At 46.3% G+C, this 22215-nt stretch carries 21 protein-coding genes; 10 read left to right on the forward strand and 11 right to left on the reverse strand.

Annotated features, from left to right (window positions below; genetic code table 11):
* Positions 1 to 7: 7 nt before the first annotated feature.
* Positions 8 to 412, forward strand: a complete 405-nt coding sequence (locus XMD564_RS04870) for a PaaI family thioesterase (protein WP_173507920.1) — start codon at positions 8 to 10, stop codon at positions 410 to 412.
* Between the two features lie 3 nt (positions 413 to 415).
* Here the strand turns inward: XMD564_RS04870 and XMD564_RS04875 are convergent, their stop codons facing one another.
* The 11 genes from XMD564_RS04875 to XMD564_RS04925 all read right to left on the reverse strand — a co-directional run bounded on the left by XMD564_RS04875 (position 416) and on the right by XMD564_RS04925 (position 12736).
* Positions 416 to 1030: a response regulator transcription factor gene (locus XMD564_RS04875; protein WP_173507921.1), complete on the reverse strand. Its 615-nt coding sequence runs from the start codon at positions 1028 to 1030 to the stop codon at positions 416 to 418.
* A gap of 2 nt (positions 1031 to 1032) precedes the next feature.
* On the reverse strand, positions 1033 to 2544 hold the full coding sequence (locus tag XMD564_RS04880) for an ATP-binding protein (protein ID WP_173507922.1): 1512 nt from the start codon (positions 2542 to 2544) through the stop codon (positions 1033 to 1035).
* Entirely contained in the window at positions 2541 to 3392 is an 852-nt protein-coding gene (locus tag XMD564_RS04885) for a class I SAM-dependent methyltransferase (protein WP_173507923.1), read from the reverse strand. The genes XMD564_RS04880 and XMD564_RS04885 overlap by 4 nt, the downstream gene beginning before the upstream one ends.
* A gap of 20 nt (positions 3393 to 3412) precedes the next feature.
* Positions 3413 to 5107 (reverse strand): AMP-binding protein, encoded by a 1695-nt coding sequence (locus XMD564_RS04890; protein ID WP_173507924.1) that lies wholly within the window; start codon positions 5105 to 5107, stop codon positions 3413 to 3415.
* A gap of 33 nt (positions 5108 to 5140) precedes the next feature.
* Entirely contained in the window at positions 5141 to 5725 is a 585-nt protein-coding gene (locus tag XMD564_RS04895; RefSeq protein WP_173507925.1) for a peroxidase-related enzyme, read from the reverse strand.
* 2 nt (positions 5726 to 5727) lie between these two features.
* Positions 5728 to 6648 carry a hydroxymethylglutaryl-CoA lyase gene (locus XMD564_RS04900; protein ID WP_173507926.1) on the reverse strand — a complete coding sequence of 307 codons (921 nt, stop codon included), beginning with the start codon at positions 6646 to 6648 and terminating at the stop codon, positions 5728 to 5730.
* Complete coding sequence (locus XMD564_RS04905) at positions 6648 to 8642, reverse strand: acetyl/propionyl/methylcrotonyl-CoA carboxylase subunit alpha (RefSeq protein WP_173507927.1); 1995 nt, start codon at positions 8640 to 8642, stop codon at positions 6648 to 6650. Before XMD564_RS04905 ends, XMD564_RS04900 begins: the two co-directional genes overlap by 1 nt.
* Positions 8643 to 8648: 6 nt before the next feature.
* Positions 8649 to 9443, reverse strand: coding sequence for an enoyl-CoA hydratase/isomerase family protein (locus tag XMD564_RS04910; RefSeq protein ID WP_173507928.1), 795 nt, complete (start codon positions 9441 to 9443; stop codon positions 8649 to 8651).
* A 9-nt stretch (positions 9444 to 9452) separates the two neighbouring features.
* Entirely contained in the window at positions 9453 to 11060 is a 1608-nt protein-coding gene (locus tag XMD564_RS04915) for a carboxyl transferase domain-containing protein (RefSeq protein WP_173507929.1), read from the reverse strand.
* A 71-nt stretch (positions 11061 to 11131) separates the two neighbouring features.
* Complete coding sequence (locus XMD564_RS04920) at positions 11132 to 12298, reverse strand: isovaleryl-CoA dehydrogenase (protein ID WP_173507930.1); 1167 nt, start codon at positions 12296 to 12298, stop codon at positions 11132 to 11134.
* A gap of 21 nt (positions 12299 to 12319) precedes the next feature.
* A complete protein-coding gene (locus tag XMD564_RS04925) occupies positions 12320 to 12736 on the reverse strand; it encodes a MerR family DNA-binding transcriptional regulator (protein WP_173507931.1) in 417 nt (138 codons plus the stop codon).
* Between the two features lie 300 nt (positions 12737 to 13036).
* Between XMD564_RS04925 and XMD564_RS04930 the strand changes: the two genes are divergently transcribed.
* The 9 genes from XMD564_RS04930 to XMD564_RS04970 all read left to right on the forward strand — a co-directional run bounded on the left by XMD564_RS04930 (position 13037) and on the right by XMD564_RS04970 (position 22187).
* Positions 13037 to 13804 (forward strand): ABC transporter ATP-binding protein, encoded by a 768-nt coding sequence (locus tag XMD564_RS04930; RefSeq protein WP_173507932.1) that lies wholly within the window; start codon positions 13037 to 13039, stop codon positions 13802 to 13804.
* A complete protein-coding gene (locus tag XMD564_RS04935; protein WP_173507933.1) occupies positions 13801 to 14511 on the forward strand; it encodes an ABC transporter ATP-binding protein in 711 nt (236 codons plus the stop codon). The genes XMD564_RS04930 and XMD564_RS04935 overlap by 4 nt, the downstream gene beginning before the upstream one ends.
* 93 nt (positions 14512 to 14604) lie before the next feature.
* Positions 14605 to 15816, forward strand: a complete 1212-nt coding sequence (locus XMD564_RS04940) for an ABC transporter substrate-binding protein (protein WP_173507934.1) — start codon at positions 14605 to 14607, stop codon at positions 15814 to 15816.
* Positions 15817 to 15878: 62 nt separating this feature from the next.
* Complete coding sequence (locus tag XMD564_RS04945; protein WP_173506219.1) at positions 15879 to 16766, forward strand: branched-chain amino acid ABC transporter permease; 888 nt, start codon at positions 15879 to 15881, stop codon at positions 16764 to 16766.
* A gap of 8 nt (positions 16767 to 16774) precedes the next feature.
* On the forward strand, positions 16775 to 17704 hold the full coding sequence (locus tag XMD564_RS04950; RefSeq protein ID WP_173507935.1) for a branched-chain amino acid ABC transporter permease: 930 nt from the start codon (positions 16775 to 16777) through the stop codon (positions 17702 to 17704).
* A 77-nt stretch (positions 17705 to 17781) separates the two neighbouring features.
* Positions 17782 to 18963: an acetyl-CoA C-acyltransferase gene (locus XMD564_RS04955; protein ID WP_173507936.1), complete on the forward strand. Its 1182-nt coding sequence runs from the start codon at positions 17782 to 17784 to the stop codon at positions 18961 to 18963.
* Between the two features lie 17 nt (positions 18964 to 18980).
* Positions 18981 to 19742 carry an SDR family oxidoreductase gene (locus tag XMD564_RS04960; RefSeq protein ID WP_173507937.1) on the forward strand — a complete coding sequence of 254 codons (762 nt, stop codon included), beginning with the start codon at positions 18981 to 18983 and terminating at the stop codon, positions 19740 to 19742.
* A 23-nt stretch (positions 19743 to 19765) separates the two neighbouring features.
* A complete protein-coding gene (locus XMD564_RS04965; protein ID WP_173507938.1) occupies positions 19766 to 20218 on the forward strand; it encodes a MaoC family dehydratase in 453 nt (150 codons plus the stop codon).
* 19 nt (positions 20219 to 20237) lie between these two features.
* Positions 20238 to 22187 carry an acetoacetate--CoA ligase gene (locus XMD564_RS04970; protein WP_173507939.1) on the forward strand — a complete coding sequence of 650 codons (1950 nt, stop codon included), beginning with the start codon at positions 20238 to 20240 and terminating at the stop codon, positions 22185 to 22187.
* The last annotated feature ends 28 nt before the right edge of the window (positions 22188 to 22215 follow it).

Here is a 22215-nt window from a genome sequence, read left to right on the forward strand (position 1 = left end):
GGTAAAAATGCAGTTAGATGAGATGCGGACATTTCTTGCCGAACAGTTTCCTCAAGGAGATCGGTTTGGTGAGTTAGTTGAATTGGAGCCCGGAAAAGCAACGATGGTGCTAGCCGTGGGTGATGATCATCTTCGCCCAGGCGGTACTGTGTCTGGCCCTACCATGATGGCTTTAGCTGACGTTGCGGTGTATGCCGCTTTACTTAGCGTTATTGGTCCTGTCAGCTTGGCCGTAACCACTAACTTGAATATCAACTTTCTTCGAAAACCCAAAGCTGATGCTAACATTGTAGCGCTCGCAGAGATGCTCAAAGTAGGAAAAAGGCTGGCTGTAGGAGAGGTGACTATAGTTTCGGAAGGGGAAACTGATCCGGTTGCACATGCCACCATGACCTACGCGATACCGGTCTAAGCGTTACTTAGAGGCCAGATTAGTGTGAAGACGAATCAGATCGGCAATGTTGTTTGCCTGCATTTTTGCCATTACACGGGAACGATGTACCTCTACAGTCTTTGGACTGATATCAAGCTGATCTGCAATTTCGCGATTGGCATTACCCTTCACAACTAAATCCATAACCTCCATTTCGCGCCGACTGAGGTTGGCGTATAACTCACGAATGCGTCTCTCTTCGGTACGCTCCTCGTAATTGTCTTTGGCGAGCGTAAGCGCCTTTTTTACCAAGCGTAGAAGTACATCACCATCGAACGGCTTCTCTATGAAATCTATTGCGCCCTGTTTCATTGCACTCACTGCCATCTGAATATCGCCATGACCAGAGATCACGATGATAGGCATCTTAATATTCCGTTCGATCATAATCTGTTGCAGCGCTAGGCCATTGATCTCAGGCATACGTACATCCAACAACATGCATCCGAGGCCGCCGTCGTATCGTTCTAGAAAACTGCGAGCACTTGAAAAACACTCAACCTTGCAGTTGACCGATTCCAATAACCAACTCATCGAGTTGCGGAAGTCTTCGTCATCGTCAACGATGTATATTGTGCTATTGGTTAGCTGATCCATAGCTAGTCTCTAATTGGAAGCTTGAGTGTAAAGCGAGTTCCGGTTTCTGTGTCACTGGTTGCATAAAGCTGCCCACCATGTGTCTCTATGATGGTTCGTGATATGGATAAGCCCATCCCTAAGCCGGTCGATTTAGAAGTATAGAAAGGTTCAAATAGTCTCTCTAGCCCTTCTTGGGATATGCCGCTGCCCTTATCTTCTACATGAATAACCAGTTGCTTATCATTCAATTCTGTCTTTATGGTAACGGACCTCTGCGATCGCTCGCAATCACTGTATGCCTCAATCGCATTACGGATCAGATTAAGAAGTACCTGCTCAATCTGTATTTTATCGGCCACCAGAAGTGGGTCCTGCTCTGCTAACTCGAAAATGAAGCGGATATTGTGATCCAGCGCTTCCTGATAGAGGAAGGTAGAAACCTCGCGGCAGCAGTCGTTGATCGAGAACTCCACTTGATGGTGCTCGGTCTTTGCCACAAACGCACGCATACGTTTGATGATATCTGATGCACGTTTTGCCTGTTGAGTGATCAGTTTCATTGACTGGGTTACAGTTTCAACCGGATTTGAAACTCCCTCACTTAAACGCAAGGCCGTGCCGTGACAGTAATTGAGAATGGTTGCGAGAGGTTGATTGATCTCATGTGCCAAACCGGCAGCCATCTCACTTACAGACATTAGACGTGACATATGTGCAATTTCGAGCTGGTGTCGTTTTGCAGCTTCTTCTGCCCTTAATTTGAGCGTTATATCGCGCCCAATAATAGAATAGTAGTCGACTCTATCGTCTTCGCGGCGATTTCGGTGCGCGATGATCTCACGAATTTCAGCGACCCGCTCTAGACCATCAGGCAACTCCATCGGGATGCTGCCGTACCAGACGCCGTGATCAAATGCGTGCTTCAACGCATCGCATACCAGTGAGTGATATATTTCCTGAGTGAATAGCTCTGGTAGGTAATAGCTTACTGGAGTCTCTTGTTCCGTTCCTAGTGTGTGGTATGCGGATTCATTTAGGTAGGTGAGCCTGTGTGTCTCATGGTTGCAAAACATGATCATGTCTGAAGAGGCTTCGACTACTCTAGCAAGACGTGCCATAGTCTGCTGAATCTCTTCGCGTTCGGTTACGTCGCGTGAGACACAGATGATCTCAAGTGGTTTTCCGTCTGAATCACGTATGACACGGCTAGTGGTTTCTAACCAGATATAGTGTCCAGCCTTATGACGATAGCGATAAATATTGCTATACAACCCTTCACGGTAGCGTACGCTGGCGTCACGCTTGGTGAGGTTGTCTGCATCATTGGGATGGAATGCTGCATAACCAGAAGTGCCAATGATCTCCTCAGCGGTGTATCCAAGAATCTTCTCTACCGCAGGACTGACATCAATATAGGTCCAATCAGGCGAAGTGGTATGGCGAGAGATCATATCAGTAGACTGCTCTGCGAGCAGGCGATATCTGTCCGCATCTTCGCGGCAGTTTTGAAGTTCGTCGATCGGTTTTATCATCTCGCCCTTGCTAATATTTCTACGACACGTACCGCGTTATTAGAAATATTAAACACAATATTCTTTCCCATGGCTAAAAAATCTTGTCCAAAGATCATGGTAGGCGCTAGTTTTGCACGCGACTGTTGAGAAGTCGTTTCTTTGGCTACTTGCTTTTGGCGCCAGTTAAGCGCCTCCTCTGTCCAATCTTCTGTTGACTGTATGTCGAAATCTGCAGCGTTCAAAAGCTCAGTCATTTTTTCTGTGCTGATTATATGAGATGTCGCGCTAGAGCGTGCCCAAGGAACAGGATAGACCATCATTTCGGGTGTGGTTCCTGTAAAAATTTCGTGCAGCAATAGTGAACCCTTCTCACGTAGAAGCCTGTGGCACTCGTTTAACAGAGCTTGAGTATCGGGTATGTTGAGTAAAGAATGTTGAAATATAATTAGATCAAAACTGGAGTCTTTGAAAGGTAAAGCAAGCGCATCAGCTGTTACTACTCGCCCCCTAAAATCGCCCACTGCAACTCGGCTAAGCTCGCGGTTAAGGCGGTTAAATTCGTGACAGATGTCGATTCCGGTGACTTGAATCGTCCCGTGTGACTCCACTTGACGCATTAATCCACCTAAACCCGAGCCGATCTCCAAAACATGCAGCGGTTTCAGGGGCGTTAGTCGCTCAAGTAGCCTTTTTGATGCGCCCAAACCACCTACATGTAGTTGGTCAACTGGCGCTAGTTGAAAGTCTTCTGCGCCTTCAGAGAAGTGTTTGCGAATCTGCCCGACGATCAGTTCTACATCGAGTTCATTTTGGTAGTGATTTTGAATTGTTACAGACATATATACCTGAGAAGTTAAGGGGAGCATTTAGCTCCCCTCCTTGTTTACTATTGCTCGCTCTCGATCTCTAACTCACTAATAGATATTTCACGCATCTTGAATTTCTGGATCTTGCCTGTCACGGTCATTGGGAAGCTATCAGTAAATTTGAAGTGCTTAGGAATCTTGAAGTGTGTGATCTGTCCTTTACAGAACTCCTTCAAATCATCAGCGCTTACCTCAGGTGCATTGGCAACCAGCTTAACCCATGCGACCAACTCTTCACCGAAGCGTTTGTCAGGAACGCCGATAACCTGTACGTCCGATATGTGTGGATGGGTGTAGAGGAACTCCTCAATCTCTTTCGGGTAGATATTTTCCCCTCCGCGAATCACCATATCTTTGATGCGGCCCACGATTTGGATGTAGCCTTCGTCGTCCATAATGGCGAGGTCGCCCGTGTGCATCCAGCGTGCCTCATCAATCGCATTGCTAGTCGCTTCGGGGTTGTTCCAGTACCCAAGCATTACGCTGTATCCGCGAGTACAAAGCTCACCAATCTCGCCTCGTGGGACCGTATGGCCCGTGGCTGGGTCCACCAGTTTTGTCTCCAGGTGCGGTTGGGTGCGGCCAACAGTGGTGACCTGTTTTTCGAATGGGTCACTGGCAGCAGTCTGGGTAGATACTGGGCTGGTCTCAGTCATACCGTAGGCGATCTGTACCTCTTTCATGTGTAGTTTTGAGTTGACAGCTTTCATCACTTCGGCGGGGCAGATAGAGCCGGCCATGATGCCAGTACGAAGAGTTGATACGTCGTACTTATCAAACTCAGGGTGCTCCAGTTCAGCGATGAACATTGTAGGAACGCCGTAAAGTGCGGTAGCTCGTTCAGCCTCAACGGTTTCGAGCACTGACTGGGGCTCGAACGCATCGGATGGGTAAATCATGGTCGCGCCATGAGTAACACATCCGAGGTTACCCATCACCATGCCGAAACAGTGGTATAGAGGTACTGGAATAACCATGCGATCTTGGTCGGTGAGGTTCATCGACTCTGCAACGAAGAAACCGTTGTTAAGAATATTATGATGCGACAGGGTTGCGCCTTTCGGGAACCCGGTGGTACCAGATGTATATTGAATATTGATTGCATCATCAGCCTGTAGTGCCGACTGAACAGACTTAAGATGCTCACTTGAGACACCCGCCCCTAGCTCTACAAAATCGTTCCAGCGCCACATGCCTGCATGTTTGTCTGAATCGAGATTGATCACTCCTTTTAGGTGGTTCAACTTGGTCGATTCGAGTGCTCCAACAGCAGCGTGTTGTAATTCAGGTGCCAATTCATAGAGCATGCCGCGGTAGTCGGAGCTCTTAAAAGAGTCTGCGGTTACTAAATACTTAGCTTCTGATTGGTTGAGTGCATACTCAAGTTCATGTAGGCGGTAAGCAGGGTTGATATTTACTAGAATCGCACCGACTTTTGCAGTAGCGAATTGGGTAATAGTCCACTCAGCGCAGTTCGGTGACCACATGCCAACACGATCACCTGGTTCGACACCAATAGCGATGAAGGCTTTAGCTGCCAGTTCTACTTTTTCAGCCAGCTCAGCATAGGTCCAGCGAATCTTTTGATGACGCACAATTAATGCATCATTATCAGCAAAGCGATGAGCAATTTCATCAAACTTGTCACCGATTGTAGTGCCTAGTAAAGGTGTAGTTGAAACGCCATTTGTGTAGCTTAGGTTTATTGTTTTCATTCCTTAGCTCCTCAGAGTTGTTGTTATTTAAGGTTAAGACCGATTCTGTGCGTGGTATTCAAGGTTGGGTTGCATATCGACAGCGCTTGCGACGCGGTTGGACATATTATAAAAGCCGGCGACATTGGCTATATCCCAAATATCCAAGTCGCTAAACCCTACATCTCTTAGCGCTTGGCGATCAGCTTCGACAATCGCGTGTGGTGTTTCTGTTATTTTCACTGCAAAGTCGAGCATTGCGCGCTCACGCTCGGAAAGCTCAGCCGCACGGTAGTTCATAACTAGCAGTTCACCAAGAGTCGGATCGCCTGAGTAGTCCCGAACAGCAGCACCATGTGCAACCTGGCAGTAGTAGCAGCGATTCGAAGATGAAACAGCAACCGCAATCATCTCTCTCTCTAACTTAGTAAGCCCGCTTTCGCCAAACATCAGTTCATTATAGAAGCGTGTAAAAGAGTCGAGCTGAGTTAGTCTGTGGCTGTATGCTTTGAGTACATTTGGAACCATTCCAAGCTTTTCATCGCAGATATCAAAGTACTTTTGAATGTTCTCAGGTAATTCGTCTCGCTTAGGGATTCCAAGTTCGAGAGCTGTAATATGTTTTGGTTGTGCGCTCATTATTATTTCTCCAACTGTAATCGATCAGCTCCCATTGCCAATGCGACCTTTGAGTTATTCTTCTTATCCAATTTTTCGGTGATCCAGTGGCTAGTTCTAACTAAAGCATCCAGATTAATACCTGATGTAATGCCTAAACCTTCTAGTAAGTAGACCACATCTTCTGTTGCAACATTCCCAGATGCCCCCTTAGCGTACGGGCATCCTCCAAGTCCAGCAACAGAGCTATCGACGACTGCAATACCCTCTTCAAGAGCGGCGTAAATATTCGCCAGCGCTTGACCGTAGGTATCGTGAAAATGAACAGCCAAACGCTCTGTAGGGACTAAAGCACTTACTGCGGCCAGCATACGCTTAACCTTCAAGGGCGTTCCGACCCCTACCGTATCACCTAGCGATATCTCATAGCAGCCCATTTTGTACATCGCTTCCGCAACCTTTGCCACAGCCTCTGGATCGATATCTCCAGCATAGGGGCAGCCAATTACTGTCGAGACATATCCGCGAACAGGAATTCCAGCCTTTTCTGCGGCGGACATGACGGGCTTAAAACGCTCTAAACTTTCGCTTATTGAACAGTTTATGTTTTTTTGAGTAAACGCCTCAGAAGCGGCACTGAATACGGCAATTTCATTAGCGCGAGCGCTTATTGCGCCTTCAAGGCCAATCAAGTTAGGAGTTAATGCTGAATAGGTCACTCCCTCCTTGCGTTTAATGTCACTCATGACTTCAGCAGCATCTGCCATCTGAGGCACCCATTTCGGTGAAACGAAACTTGCCGCTTCTATATGGGTGAGTCCCGCATCTGCGAGGGAATTGATCAGTTCAACCTTAATCTCGGTGCTAATGAATTCACCTTTTTCGTTTTGTAGCCCATCTCGTGGGCCCACCTCCACGATTCTTACTGAATTGGGTAAATTCATTATGCTTCAACCTCGGTTAGCGGTTCGATCGCGATAAGGTCAGCTCCTTCACTCACCATGTCGCCATCAGCATAAAAAATTGAGCTTACTTTACCGTCGCACGGTGCGGAAATTGTATGCTCCATTTTCATAGCTTCCATAATCACAAGCGCCTGTCCCGCAGTCACCTCTTGACCTTCTTCGACTAGAACGGCTACTACTGCTCCGTTCATTGGTGCTGATAGTGAGCCTTCGTTGTTTTCATTTGTATCAGTAAAGGTTGGGCGATGGCGAATACATTCAAGCTGTTCGCCTTGGTAAAATAGCGAAAGCTCGTCGCCCTCTAAATTTCCATGAACAGAAAGTTTATGACCATCAATCACTAGAGAAAGATGATCCCCAGATAGGCAAGCTTTCACTTCATAATGGATCTCACCGAGACTGATTTGATAGTAATTTTCTACTTCTAGTACTTTAAGTTCATAGTTTTCATCATCAACTACTAACGTAACTGGACGAGAATATGAAGCGTTCAAACGCCAACTGCTGGTTGAGCTGAAAGGGGAGAATTGGTCGCCTGGAATGATTGATTTGCTTCGTTCAGATTCGCAAAAAAATGCCGTCGCAATCGCCAGTAATCGATTTCTATCAGCAGACTCAGATTTAAAAATTAGCTTTTCGTGTTTTTCAATGAACCCTGTGTCTAATTCGCATCCTCTAAATGGAGTTGAATCAGTAAGTGCATGAAGGAATTGGGTGTTAGTTCTAACACCTGAAATACGATAATCTTCAAGTGCTTGTACCATGCGATCAATGGCTTTTTCCCTGCTCTCATCCCATACAATCAATTTTGCAATCATCGGGTCGTAATAGATGCTGACTTCGTCGCCCTCTACAACACCTGTGTCTACTCGGACATGATTACTTTCTACAGGCGTTCTCAGATAGTTCAGTGTGCCTGTTGCGGGAAGGAAGTCATTCTCTGGGTCTTCGGCATATATTCGAGCTTCAAGTGCATGCCCTTTAATTGTTAGTTCACTCTGAGCAAGAGGAAGTGCTTCGCCACTAGCTATTCGAAGTTGCCATTCGACTAGGTCTAGTCCTGTAATCATTTCTGTTACAGGGTGTTCTACTTGTAGACGTGTATTCATCTCCATGAAGTAGAAGGAGCCATCAACGTCATAAAGAAATTCAACTGTACCGGCGCCAACGTAATTAATAGCCTCAGCCGCTCGAACAGCGGCCTCTCCCATAGCGCGCCTAGTTTCATCTGAAAGTCCTGGAGCTGGGGCCTCCTCGATTACTTTTTGATGACGGCGCTGTACAGAACAATCACGCTCCGCTAGATAGATTGAATGTCCTAATTGATCACAGAAAACTTGAATTTCTACGTGGCGAGGTTGAGTAAGGTAACGTTCTATAAGCATGTCCGGATTGCCAAAAGCGTTTTGGGCTTCGCGGCGGGCAGACTGCAGGGCACTATCAAATTCCTCTAACGAATTAACAACGCGCATCCCTTTACCACCGCCACCCGCAATGGCTTTCAGAAGCTGTGGGTAGCCACAACGCTCTGACTCTTTGCGCAGCAACTCAGGTGTTTGATCTTCACCGTGATATCCAGGAACCAATGGAACTCCTGCATCTTCCATAATCGCTTTTGCGGCAGATTTGGAGCCCATCGCAGCAATTGCGGACGAAGGAGGGCCTATGAATGTTATTCCCTGTGCTTCAAGAGCTTCTGCAAAAGAGGTGTTTTCAGATAAGAAACCATAGCCTGGGTGTACTGCTTGTGCACCTGAGCGTTTGCAGATTTCAATAATTGCATCTGCGCGTAAATAACTTTCTGAACTAGGTGCAGGGCCTAATAGGAATGCTTCATCGGCCATGGCTACATGTCGCGCATTCGCATCTGCTTCTGAGTAAACCGCAACACATTTGATGCCTAAACGATGTGCTGTCTGAATAACGCGGCATGCGATCTCGCCACGGTTTGCAATTAATATTTTACTAAACATCTTGGGTTACTCCTGAATCCAGTTCGGCTTGCGCTTTTCAAGGAAGGCGCCTAGTCCTTCCTGACCTTCTGGGCTAACACGAATTTCTGCTATGCGGCGAGCTGTATCATTTATTAGAGTTTCATCAATTTCTTTGTTACTAACGGCAAAGATTAGCTCTTTAGCTGAATGCATTCCTTGAGGACTGTTCCCGATCAAAAAGCCAGAGAACTTTTCTAGGGCCTCATCAAATTGAGATGAGTCACTCACCACCTCATGAACTAATCCAAATCTATATGCCTCATGTGCATTAAATGGCTCCGCAGTTAGGAAATATCTTCGTGATTGTCGTTCACCAATTGCACGAACGACATATGGAGAAATAACTGCTGGAATCAGTCCGATTTTCACTTCACTCAAGCAGAATCGACTTACTTCTTCAGCAATCACAATATCGCAGCATGCGGCCAGTCCAACTGCACCACCATAAGCGGCACCTTGAACGAGGCAGATAGTTGGTTTAGAGAAGTGGTAGAGACAACGCATCAGCTCAGCAAGTCGACCCGCGTCAACGAGGTTTTCTGCATAACTGTTATTTGCTATCCGTTTCATCCAGCTAAGATCAGCCCCAGCAGAAAAGTTCTTACCATTAGAACGCAGTGCTAAGACGCGAACATCGGGATCGTTTTCGGCCTCTTTAAGTCCAGTAATAAGCTGCTCAATGATAGTGTCATCAAACGCGTTGTGAACTTCGGGACGATTGATGACAAGATGCGCACAACCTGATTTGGCTTTTTCGAGAAGAACTAAAGATTCAGACATGTTCACCCCTTACATTCGGAACACGCCGAACTTAGTGTCCGGAACCTGTTTGTTGAGGGCGGCAGAGAGTCCCATAGCTAGAACTTCACGGGTTTGTGCTGGATCTATGACGCCATCATCCCATAGACGAGCGCTTGCATAGTATGGATGCCCCTGACGCTCATATGTCTCTAGCACAGGCTTTTTGAACTCAGCCTCTTCCTCAGCAGACCAAGATTGTCCCTGGCGTTCTAAACCGTCTCTTTTAACTGTGGCAAGAACGCCTGCTGCTTGTTCACCGCCCATTACAGATATGCGAGCGTTTGGCCACATCCATAAGAAGTTAGGGCTATAGGCTCTGCCACACATTCCATAGTTACCAGCACCAAATGAGCCGCCAATCAAAACTGTAAGCTTAGGAACATCAGCACAAGCAACTGCGGTGACTAGTTTTGCACCATGTTTGGCGATACCTTCTGATTCGCTTTTTTGTCCAACCATGAACCCAGTTATATTTTGAAGGAAGATAAGAGGAATCTTTCTCTGGCAACATAGCTCAATAAAATGTGCGCCTTTCTGGGCAGAATCACTGAACAAGATACCGTTGTTGGCTAAGATGCCTACTGGATATCCGTGGATGTGAGCAAATCCAGTAATGAGTGTTGTGCCGTACAGCTTCTTGAATTCATCGAATTCAGAACCATCGACGATTCGAGCAATAATTTCTCGAACATCGAATGGCTTTTTAAGATCTGTTCCAACAATACCGTAGATTTCATTCGCATCGAAAAGCGGTGCTTTTGGTGCTCGAATATCCCCATCAACCTGCTTGCGGCGGTTTAAGTTAGCCACACAGGTTCGTGCGATCTGTAAAGCGTGTGCGTCATTTTCTGCATAGTGGTCTGCTACGCCTGAAATTTTACAGTGAACATCTGCACCACCTAGATCTTCAGCACTCACCACTTCGCCGGTAGCGGCTTTTACGAGGGGAGGGCCGGCAAGAAAAATAGTACCTTGATTGCGAACAATAATTGATTCGTCCGCCATTGCAGGAACATAAGCTCCACCAGCCGTACAAAGCCCCATTACTACCGCAATCTGCGGTATCCCTTTTGCTGACATTCTGGCCTGATTGAAGAATATGCGGCCGAAATGGTCACGATCGGGGAATACTTGATCTTGTTGGGGTAGGTTCGCACCACCCGAGTCAACAAGATAGATACAAGGTAGATTGTTTTGTTCGGCAATCTCTTGCGCGCGCAAATGCTTTTTAACGGTAAGAGGGAAGTAGGTGCCGCCCTTAACGGTCGCATCATTTGCGATAATCATGCATTCCTGGCCGCTAACCCGGCCAATGCCAGTAACAACGCCAGCAGCAGGTACGTTATCGTCGTATACTTCATAGGCTGCCAGTTGTGATAGCTCTAGAAAAGGTGACCCTTCATCCAGTAGGGCGTTTACTCGATCACGAGGAAGCAACTTGCCGCGTGAAAGATGGCGCTCTTGATATTTAGCGCCACCCCCTTGTTCGATTAGCTTTACTTTTTCTCTCAGGTCATTGACAGCATTGGTCATGCTTGTGTTGTTGTTAATAAACTCAATCGCACGTTTATTAACTTTGCTTTGCAGGATAGGCATACACTGTTCCTCACAACTCGTATCAAATAATGATGAGGTGGTGAATGACTCTCCACCTCTGATTGGTTCTGTTACTTGTTTAGGAACAGCTCTCGGCCAATAAGCATTCGACGGATTTCTGATGTGCCGGCGCCAATCTCATAAAGCTTAGCGTCGCGAAGAAGTCGGCCTGTAGGGAATTCATTGATGTAACCGTTGCCGCCGAGGAGTTGGATAGCATCGAGTGCTAGCTTTGTCGCCGTCTCTGCTGTGTATAAGATAACACCAGCGCAGTCTTTTCGGCTTGTCTCACCCCGCATCGCAGCTTGAGCTACCGTGTAGGTGTATGACTTACATGCATTCATCAAAGTGTACATATCAGCCACCTTTCCTTGCACTAGTTCAAATTCGCCAATGGCTTGGCCGAACTGCTGTCTGTCACGGATGTAAGGGATAGAGATATCCATCGCCGCTTCCATAATACCTAGAGGTCCACCAGCTAGAACGAGACGCTCATAATCTAGTCCAGACATAAGTACACGAACACCAGCGTTTAGCTCGCCTAGAATGTTCTCTTTAGGAACAGGGCAGTCGATGAAAACTAGTTCACAAGTGTTGGATCCACGCATGCCTAATTTATCAAGCTTCTGGTGACGTGAAAAACCAGGGTAATCACGTTCTACGATAAATGCTGTAATGCCTTTTGCTCCAGCTGATGTATCTGTTTTTGCGTAGATGACATATGTATCAGCGTCTGGTCCGTTGGTGATCCACATTTTATTACCGTTAAGTAGGTAATGATCGCCGTTATCGCGGGCAGTTAGTTTCATTGATACCACATCGGAACCAGCATTAGGCTCGGACATTGCTAGAGCGCCTACGTGCTCCCCGCTAATTAACTTTGGTAAGTATTTCTGCTTCTGTTCTTCAGTGCCGTTTCGGTGAATCTGATTTACGCAAAGATTGGAGTGTGCGCCGTATGATAGGGCAACAGATGCCGAAGCTCGGCTAAGCTCTTCCATTGCAATTACGTGTGCAAGGTAGCCCATGTCAACGCCACCATACTCCTCCTTAACTGTTATGCCGAGAAGGCCCATGTCTCCAAATTTACGCCAAAGATCTTTCGGGAATTCGTTATTAAGATCGATTTCGGCTGCGCGAGGTGCAATCTCTTTTGCAGCGAAAGCATTGACTTGGTCGCGCATCATTTCAATGGTTTCGCCAAGGCCAAAGTTGAGTCCAGAGTATTGTGAAATCATCGTTTATTCCTATTATTTGTATTAAACGGCGTTGCGTTTGTTTGTTGGTCGCTCTTGAAGTTCGTTAAGTGCCTCGCGGCAACGAACCTCAGCAGCGGAAAGTTCGGTTTGGAGATTGGCTATATCTTCTAGCTGTTGTGCTAGTTCGGCTCGTTTGGTGCTGATTACCTCAAGTAGACGTCTGAGCTGCTTTTCACTACCGGAACTGGTTTCGTCCCAGAGGGAGAATAGTTCGCCAATCTCAGCTAAAGAGAAGCCCAGGCGCTTGCCCCGTAGAATAAGTTTCAAACGCACGCGGTCCTGCTTTGAGTATATTCGTGTCTGTCCTCTTCTGGTTGGGAAGAGAAGGTTTTGGTCTTCGTAGAAGCGAACGCTTCGGGTGGTTAGGTCAAACTCTTTGGCAAGATCGCTAATTGAGAAAGTGGTTTGCTCGGTCATGGGCTGCTCTATTAAGAATATATATAGCCAGAGTAACCTAGGTTTACGTTTACGTAAACATTAATAAGGGAAAACCTTTATTTTTATTTAGAGTCTGTGATTTTGTTTAAATCATTGAAAAATATAAATAAAAAAATTTATTTATAGTGGTTGAATGTTCTTATGGTACTAAAGTAGTACTTTGCTTCCCTAGTGTTTGCTTGATAGGTTTGTACTTAAGCTAAAGCATATTGAGAGTCGTTTTTCTCATGCTGTGCTGCAATAAAAACAACATCGAATAGACGGGAGAAGCTAGGCTTCATGAGTGCCGATTACGTATTGCAGACGAAGAATCTGATTAAAGAGTTCAAGGGTTTCACTGCTGTAGATAATGTGAACTTGAACATTGAGCGCGGAACTATCCATGCACTTATCGGCCCTAATGGGGCTGGTAAAACCACGGTCTTCAATCTGTTAACCAAATTTTTGATCCCGACATCGGGACAGATTCTATTTAATGGTAACGACATTACTAATATGCGTTCTGCTGAAATTGCACGACGTGGCGTGATTCGTTCTTTTCAAATCTCTGCGGTATTTCCTCACCTGACAGTTTTAGAAAATGTTCGTATTGCACTGCAGCGCAAAGAGGGTAATAGCTTTCATTTTTGGAAGTCTGAGAAGGTTTTAGATCGACTAAATGATCGAGCTATTGAGCTTTTGGATTCGGTTGGATTGGCGGATCATGCGAACTCTTTAACAGTTGATCAGCCATACGGTCGCAAGCGAGCACTTGAGATTGCAACCACATTGGCGCTCGATCCTGAGTTAATGTTACTAGATGAGCCAACTCAGGGTATGGGTCATGAAGATGTTGAGACAGTTGCTGAATTGATTAAAAAGGTATCGAAGGATAGAACGATATTGATGGTCGAGCACAATCTTCATGTTGTCTCTAAGCTTGCTGATAACATTTCGGTGCTTCAGCGCGGCGCTATCCTCACAGAGGGTGACTATGCAACTGTTTCTGCCGATAGCCGAGTACGAGAGGCTTATCTTGGCGTTAGCGAAGAGGAGGCTGAAGCATGATGACTGGCAACGAAAAAATCCGGATTCGTGATTTGCATGCTTTCTACGGCGAGTCTCACATTCTTCATGGTATTGACCTGCATGTAATGCAGGGTGAGCTTGTAACACTGCTTGGTCGTAACGGTTCTGGTCGTTCAACGACATTGCGTTCAATTATGAACATGGTTGGGCGTCGCACAGGTAGCATAAATATTAATGGTACAGAGACTCTTGATCTGCCTGCGCATCGTGTCGCACACCTTGGTGTTGGGTTTTGTCCTGAAGAGCGCGGGATCTTCGCAAGTTTGAATGTTGAAGAGAATCTTATGCTCCCACCGACTGTTCGTAGTGATGGTATGAGTGTGGAGGAGATCTACGAGATCTTTCCTAATCTATTAGAGCGTCGCTTTAGTCAGGGTACTCGTTTATCGGGTGGTGAACAGCAGATGTTAGCGATCGCGCGTATTTTGCGTTCTGGCGCCAATATCCTATTGCTTGATGAGATTACTGAAGGATTGGCTCCAGTAATCGTCAAGAAACTGGGTGAGGTTCTGGTTGAGCTAAAACGTCGCGGACTAACAATACTATTGGTAGAGCAGAATTTTCGTTTTGCTGCTCCTATCGCAGATCGGCATTATGTGGTTGAACATGGCCACATAGTCGAAGAGGTTGCTAAGCATGAACTTGAAGCTAAAACGCCTCTTTTAAACACACTTCTTGGTGTGTAAACGAACTGAACAGTTTTTGATTTTTTTTCAAAAACTATCGGTGAAGTTACTTCGGCCCTTAGGCTAATAAATATAAAAATGAAGGATATATCGATGAAATCAATAAAACCTCAGCTATTAGCAACTGCTATCGGTGCGGCTATGTCAATCAGTGCTGCAAGTGCTGCTGGCATTAGTGGCGATGTTGTTAAAATTGGTGTGCTTGCAGATATGGGTGGTGTTTACGCTGATATCTGTGGTGCTGGTTGTGTTACTGCTACTCAGATGGCAGTAGAAGATTTTGGGGGTACTGTATTAGGTAAACCAATCGAAATAGTTAGTGCAGATGACCAAAACAAAGCCGATGTAGGTGCTTCAATTACCCGTAAGTGGCTTGACACTGAAGGCGTTGATGCTGTTTCAGGTTTGGTAGCATCCTCGGTAACTGGTGCTGTTACAGAAGTTACAAAAGAGAAAGGTAAGCTTGCTCTTATTTCTACATCAGCATCGCATGCTTTTACAACTAAAGCATGTTCACCTTACAACGCTCATTGGACCTACAACGTAGTTGCACTAGCAAACGGTACAGTTAAGCCAATGGTTCAGTCTGGCAAGAAGAAATGGTTCTTCATTACTGCTGACTACGCATTTGGTCATGCGCTTGAGGGTGTAGCAAGTAAAGTTGTTACTGATAATGGTGGTGAGGTGCTAGGTGCAGCTCGTGCACCGCTTGGTACAACGGACTTCTCTTCATTCATTCTTCAGGCTCAGTCATCAGGCGCAGATGTTGTCGCACTAGCAAATGCGGGCGCCGATTTCGTTAACTCACTTCAAGCGGCTGCAGAGTTTGGTTTGACTGAATCAGCTGATGTAGCTGGTCTGTTGGTGTTTACACCTAACGCACAGGCGCTAGATCCAGAAGTTGCTGGAGGAATGCTTACAACTACAGGTTTCTACTGGGATCTGGATGAGCAGACACGTGCATGGTCTAAGCGTTTTAAAGAGCGTCATGGTTCTATTCCAGCAATGGGACAGGCAGGACAGTACTCTATGGTCATGCATTACCTAAACGCGGTTAAAGAAGCGGGTACTGATGAGGCTGAAGCAGTTATGGCTGTGATGAAGAAGAACAAGCCTAACGACTTCTTCGCACGTAATGCATACCTTCGTGCCGATGGCCGTATGGTTCATGATATGTACCAAGTGCGTATCAAAAAAGGTGATGAGCGAAGCTCTCCAGATGACATCTTCGAAGTACAGAATGTCATCCCTGGTGACCAAGCATTTGGTCCAATGATGGATCAGTGTAACTTCGCAGCGAAGTAATCTGACCAATGCGTGCTGATGGGTTTTATGACCCATCAGCCATTCCCTCAAAGGAAAAGGTAATGGCGTCACTCTTTGATATTAATGTTTTCGGGCTCTTTGGGCAGCTTTTAATCGGCCTTATTAATGGCTCATTTTATGCGCTTCTGAGTTTAGGACTGGCAATAATTTTTGGTTTGCTAAAAATTATTAACTTTGCTCAAGGTGCACTTTATATGCTGGGTGCCTTCATGGCATGGATGGTGCTTCAGTATTTTGGAATCAATTATTGGGCAGCCCTGTTTATTGTTCCTTTGGCTGTCGGTTTAATAGGCGTAATAATGGAACGTTTTCTATTGCGCCGCATCTCTAATGAAGACCATCTCTACAGCCTTCTACTTACGTTCGGTATAGCGCTGATTCTTCAGGGCGTATTTACTCATATTTTTGGTTCGTCAGGCTTGTCGTACAAGATTCCTGCCGAGTTAAAAGGCGGTTTTAAACTGCCATTCATGTACCTGCCTACCTATCGTGCGTGGATTATCGTTGTCTCGATACTTGTATGTGGATTGACTTGGTACATGATTGAAAAAACCAAGTTGGGCGCTTATCTGCGCGCGGGTACTGAGAATCCAAAGTTGATGCAAGCATTTGGTATCAATGTGCCACTGATCGTCACACTGACCTTTGGATTTGGTGTTGGCCTTGCAGGTTTGGGTGGCGTACTGGCTGCCCCTATATATTCGGTATCTCCATACATGGGAGCCGATCTGTTAATCGTTGTTTTTGCGATAGTAGTTATTGGTGGAATGGGCTCTATTGGTGGAGCGATTCTTACAGGGTTGGCAATGGGCATTTTAGAAGGATTAACAAAGTACTTCTATCCCGAGGCTTCAACTACGATTATTTTTGTCGTAATGGTGATAGTGCTGTTACTTAAACCGTCGGGTCTTTTTGGTAAAGAGGCGTAGGAGTTAAGATGTTTAAAGTTTCTAAATCGACACTTATTCTTGTGGCCTTAGGTCTTATTGCGCCCTATTTCCTTTACCCTGTTTTTGTGATGAAAGTGCTGTGTTTTGGTCTGTTTGCGATGGCTTTTAACCTACTACTTGGTTATGTCGGTTTGCTCTCATTTGGTCATGCAGCCTTCTTGGGTACGGGTGGCTATGTAACTGGCTACTTGGTTATGGAGACTGGCTTGTCGCCTGAGCTGGGCATACTTTGTGGCACCATTGCCGCAGGCTTGCTGGGTGCACTTTATGGTAAGTTGGCAGTTAAGCGTGAGGGTATCTATTTCGCAATGGTGACCTTAGCGCTCGCACAGTTGGCTTTCTTCTTCTATCTACAAGCCCCATTTACAGGTGGCGAAAACGGCATGCAGGGTATACCGCGCGGTGAATTATTTGGCTTTATCGACTTAAGCGATAGTCTGAATATGTACTACACTGTTCTGGCAATTTTCCTGTTCGGCTTCTGGTTAATAAACCGTACTATTCATTCACCCTTTGGTCAGATACTGAAAGCGATACGCGAGAATGAACCTCGTGCTGTATCTCTTGGATACAATGTGAATGACTATAAGTGGGTCGCATTTATTATCTCGGCAAGTCTGGCTGGCTTGGCTGGTTCGACAAAAACCTTGGTGTTTCAGCTTGCATCGTTATCCGACGCTCACTGGCATATGTCAGGAGAAGTTGTACTTATGACCCTTCTGGGTGGCATGGGAACGCTGTTAGGACCGCTTGTTGGGGCTGCTTCTGTAGTTACTATTCAGAACTATCTCTCGGGTGGCGAGTTAGGTAATTACATTCATATCATCATGGGACTAATTTTCGTTGTCTGTGTTCTGGCATTCCGTAGCGGAATCGTGGGTGAATTCCAGAAGTTCATGAAGAAAAATTTTAGTTAATTAATTGAGAGGCGCTGCCTCTCTCTTTTTAATCTCAGGATTACGTTTACGTAAACTTTCATTTAAATAGGTAAGCCATGAACCAAGATCCAATTGTAATAGTAAGTGCAGCCCGAACTCCTATGGGAGGGATGATGGGTGTCTTTTCAGATGTGAGAGCGCCAGAGCTCGGGGCTACGGCGATAAAGGCGGTAATCGAACGTGCAGGTATAGCACCAGCCGATGTTGATGAAGTTGTCATGGGCTGTGTCCTTCCAGCAGGCCTTGGACAGGCGCCTGCTCGTCAGGCATCACGCGGGGCAGGTATACCTGATGCAGCCGGCTGTACAACTATCAATAAGATGTGTGGATCAGGTATGAAAGCGGTTATGTTGGCTCATGACCAGCTTACGGCAGGCATGGTTGATGTTATGGTGGCTGGAGGTATGGAAAATATGAGTCAAGCGCCATACCTACTTCCTAAGGCGCGTTCCGGTATGCGAATGGGACATTCACAGGTGATTGATCATATGTTTTGTGATGGCCTTGAAGATGCCTACGAAGGGGGCTTGATGGGACTCTATGCCCAAAAAAGCGCTGATGATTATCAGGTTACTCGAGAGGCAATGGACGACTTCGCGATTGCTTCACTCGAAAAGTCTCTTGGTGCCATAGATCGTAAGGAATTTTCAGAAGAGATCGTTCCCGTGAGTGTTAAAACTCGTAAGGGAGAGGTGGTCGTCGATGTTGACGAGCAACCCGGTAATGCTCGTATTGATAAGATCCGTGCTCTCAAGCCTGCATTCAAAAAAGATGGCACAGTCACGGCTGCCAATTCTAGCTCGATCTCTGATGGAGCATCTGCGTTATTGCTGATGCGAGAGTCTACAGCTAAGGCTAAGGGGCTCACACCGTTGGCTCGTATAGCTTCGCACAGTACCCATGCTCAACTACCTGCGGAATTCACAATTGCGCCAATCGGTGCGATTAAGAAAGCAGCTGAACGTGCTAACTGGGATCTAAATTCCATTGATCTCTTTGAAATTAATGAAGCCTTTGCGGTTGTAACTATGTTGGCGATTAGTGAGCTAGGATTAGATGGTTCTAAAGTCAATGTTCGTGGTGGTGCTTGTGCGCTAGGACACCCGATAGGTTCAAGCGGCTCGAGAATCCTTGTGACTCTTCTGCATGCTCTAAAGCAGAGTGGGAAAAAGCGTGGCTTAGCTTCCCTATGTATTGGTGGTGGCGAGGCTACTGCGGTCGCGATTGAAATGATTTAAGACAAGGTGAAATCAACATGCAAATAAAAGATAACGTGTTTGTTATTACCGGTGGTGGACGTGGACTTGGCCGAGCTATGGCTGAAAGTCTTGCTAGGCAGGGGGCTGGCTTGGCGCTTATCGACCTGAGTGAAGAAAACCTCAATGAAGCGACTGCTTCGTGTCAGTCTTTAGGTGGTGAAGCGCGAGGATATGTTTGCGATATTACTAACGAGACTGCGGTAGAAGACTGTTTTGCTAAGATCAAAACAGAGTTTGGAAAGATCAATGGATTAGTGAATAACGCCGGACTCATGCGCGACGGTATGCTGATAAAAGTTAAGGATGGCGAGTTGCAAGACAAGATGTCTCTTGATCAGTTCCAGTCTGTGGTGAACGTTAATATGCTCGGTAGCTTCCTGTGTGGTCGTGAGGCTGCTGCGATTATGGCCGTTCAGGGGGAAGGGGGTGTTATTGTAAATATTTCGTCAGTTTCTCGTGCGGGCAATATCGGTCAGACCAACTATTCGGCAACTAAAGCGGCTGTAGCAACAATGGTAGCAAGCTGGGCAGGTGAGTTGGCACGTCATAAGATTCGTGTTGGTGGCATTGCACCAGGTGTGATTGCTACAGAAATGACTGCGCAGATGAAACCTGAAGCGATCGATAGAATGATTTCAGCTGTACCACTGCGTCGCTTGGGTGAAACCGAAGAGATGGCTCACACTCTGCAATATATTATTGAAAATGATTTCTTCACTGGCCGCATCGTAGAGATGGATGGCGGACTGAGAATCTAGTAAAAGCAACGGAGCTAGATTTTATGCGTTATTTCGATGATTTTACTATTGGGGAACGACTTGAAGGCGGCAGTGCAACGTTAACTGAAGCTCAGATTATAGAGTTCGCGATGATGTATGATCCGCAGAGTTTTCATGTAGATACCCAAGCAGCAGCTGAAAGCCATTTTGGAGGTTTGATTGCCAGTGGCTTTCAAACGATTGCGCTCTGTTTCAGGCTGTTTATTCAGCGAGATCACTTTAGGGCCTGCTCTATGGGTGGGCCAGCAATCGATGAGCTCCGTTTTTTGATGCCAGTTCGTCCAGGTGACACTCTTCGGTGTGAGGCGCATATCGAAGAGTTAAACCCTTCAAAATCAAAACCCGACATTGGCATTGTTCGTTACCGCATTGAGGGCTTTAATCAGCATAAAGAGAAAGTCGTGAGCTACCTTGTGACTAATATGCTTAAACGTCGACCTGAAGATAAGCCGTAGCGCAAAAGAGATTAGTATTATGGCTAAACAACTTTGGCAACCGACTCTGTCCCAGATTGAACATACTCAGGTGTGGCAATTTATGCAGACAGTTAATCACAAATATTCACTAAACTTGCAGGAGTATTCTCAACTTCACGAATGGTCAGTTGAGAACTCTGAGCAGTTTTGGTCTGATATTTGGGATTCGGCTGGTGTGGTCGGTGATAAAGGGCGTGAGCCTTATCTGGTGGATGGGCAAAAAATGCCGGGGGCGCGCTGGTTTCCCGGTGCAAGGCTAAACTTTGCCGAGAATCTGCTTAAGTTTCGTGATAATCGCACTGCGATTCTATTTCGCAATGAGCAGGGTGGGCGTCAGAGTCTCAGTTACTCTGATTTATATGCCAGCGTTGCTCAATGTGCATCCGCTCTGCGTCATCTTGGTGTTGGGAAGGGCGATGTAGTTGCTGGTTTCTTACCAAATTTACCGCAGACCTGCGTTGCCATGCTGGCTGCAACAAGTCTAGGTGCGACCTGGACATCCTGCTCGCCTGATTTTGGCTTTCAGGGTGTTCTTGATAGATTTGGTCAAGTTGCTCCCAAGGTGCTTTTCACCGTCAGTGCCTATCTCTATAACGGCAAACGTATCGAAACGTTGGAAAAGAGCGCACAGCTTGTAGATGCTTTACCGTCTGTAGAGCAGTTGGTAGTGATCCCCTACATTGACGAGTATGTAGAACTCTCTGGGATTAGCAAGGCGTTGCACTGGGAAGACTTTGTTGATACGACAGCTTCCGAAATCAGGTTTGAGTCGATGGCCTTTGATGATCCGCTTTATATTATGTATTCATCAGGCACTACTGGGCAGCCAAAATGCATAGTGCATGGAATCGGTGGGACGCTTTTGCAGCATCTTAAGGAGCATCAGTTACACACTGATCTAAGACGCGAGGATACCCTCTTTTACTACACAACTTGTGGCTGGATGATGTGGAACTGGTTAGTCAGTGGTCTTGCCACAGGCGCCACACTAATGTTGTTCGATGGCTCTCCCTTCGCTCCTGGACCTCGCGTGTTGTGGGATATGGCGGAACAGGAGTCCGTGACTATCTTTGGTACGAGCGCTAAATATTTGGCAGCCCTGGAAAAGGCAGGCTTTAAACCGCGTGAGTCGCACAATCTATCGCAATTACGAACGATACTATCGACGGGTTCTCCTCTTAGCAATGAGAGCTTTGAATATGTATACCGTGACATTAAAGAAGATCTTTTGCTCGCCTCTATCTCTGGAGGTACGGACATTATTTCCTGCTTCGCACTCGGCTGTCCTATTTTGCCTGTATACGCCGGCGAATTGCAGTGTCGCGGTTTGGGTATGGCTGTGGCAATACTCGACGATGGAGGCGAAACAGTAGTTGAACAGAAGGGGGAGCTTGTTTGCTGCGCTCCTTTTCCATCAATGCCAATCGGTTTTTGGGATGATCCCCGCCAAGTGAAGTATCGTTCTGCTTATTTTGATCGATTTGAGAACATCTGGGCACATGGTGACTACGGTGAAATTACGAAGCAGGGCGGTTTAATAATTCATGGACGATCTGATGCAGTATTGAATCCTGGCGGTGTGCGTATAGGAACCGCTGAGATCTATCGTCAAGTTGAGCAGTTGGGAGAGGTGCTCGAGAGTGTCTGTATTGGGCAACCGTACAGAGATGATACGAGGGTCGTTCTATTTGTTGTGCTGCGTGAAGATTTTCGACTGGATGATGAGCTCAAGATGAAGATTCGGCAGCAGATTCTAAGAAATACAACGCCGCGTCATGTGCCTGCCGTAATTATTCAGGTTTCCGAAATCCCTCGCACCATTAGCGGTAAGATAGTTGAGCTGGCCGTGCGCAAAACTGTCTTAGGCGAAAAGGTTAATAATGTGGAAGCGCTAGCGAATCCGCATGCTCTAGAACTATTCAAGAATTTAGCAGAGTTGCAGGAGTAATAGGGTGGAGAAACAAGTCAATACCGAT

The sequence above is a fragment of the Marinobacterium sp. xm-d-564 genome, from assembly GCF_013283345.1.
Taxonomy (GTDB): Bacteria; Pseudomonadota; Gammaproteobacteria; order Pseudomonadales; family Balneatricaceae; genus Marinobacterium_E.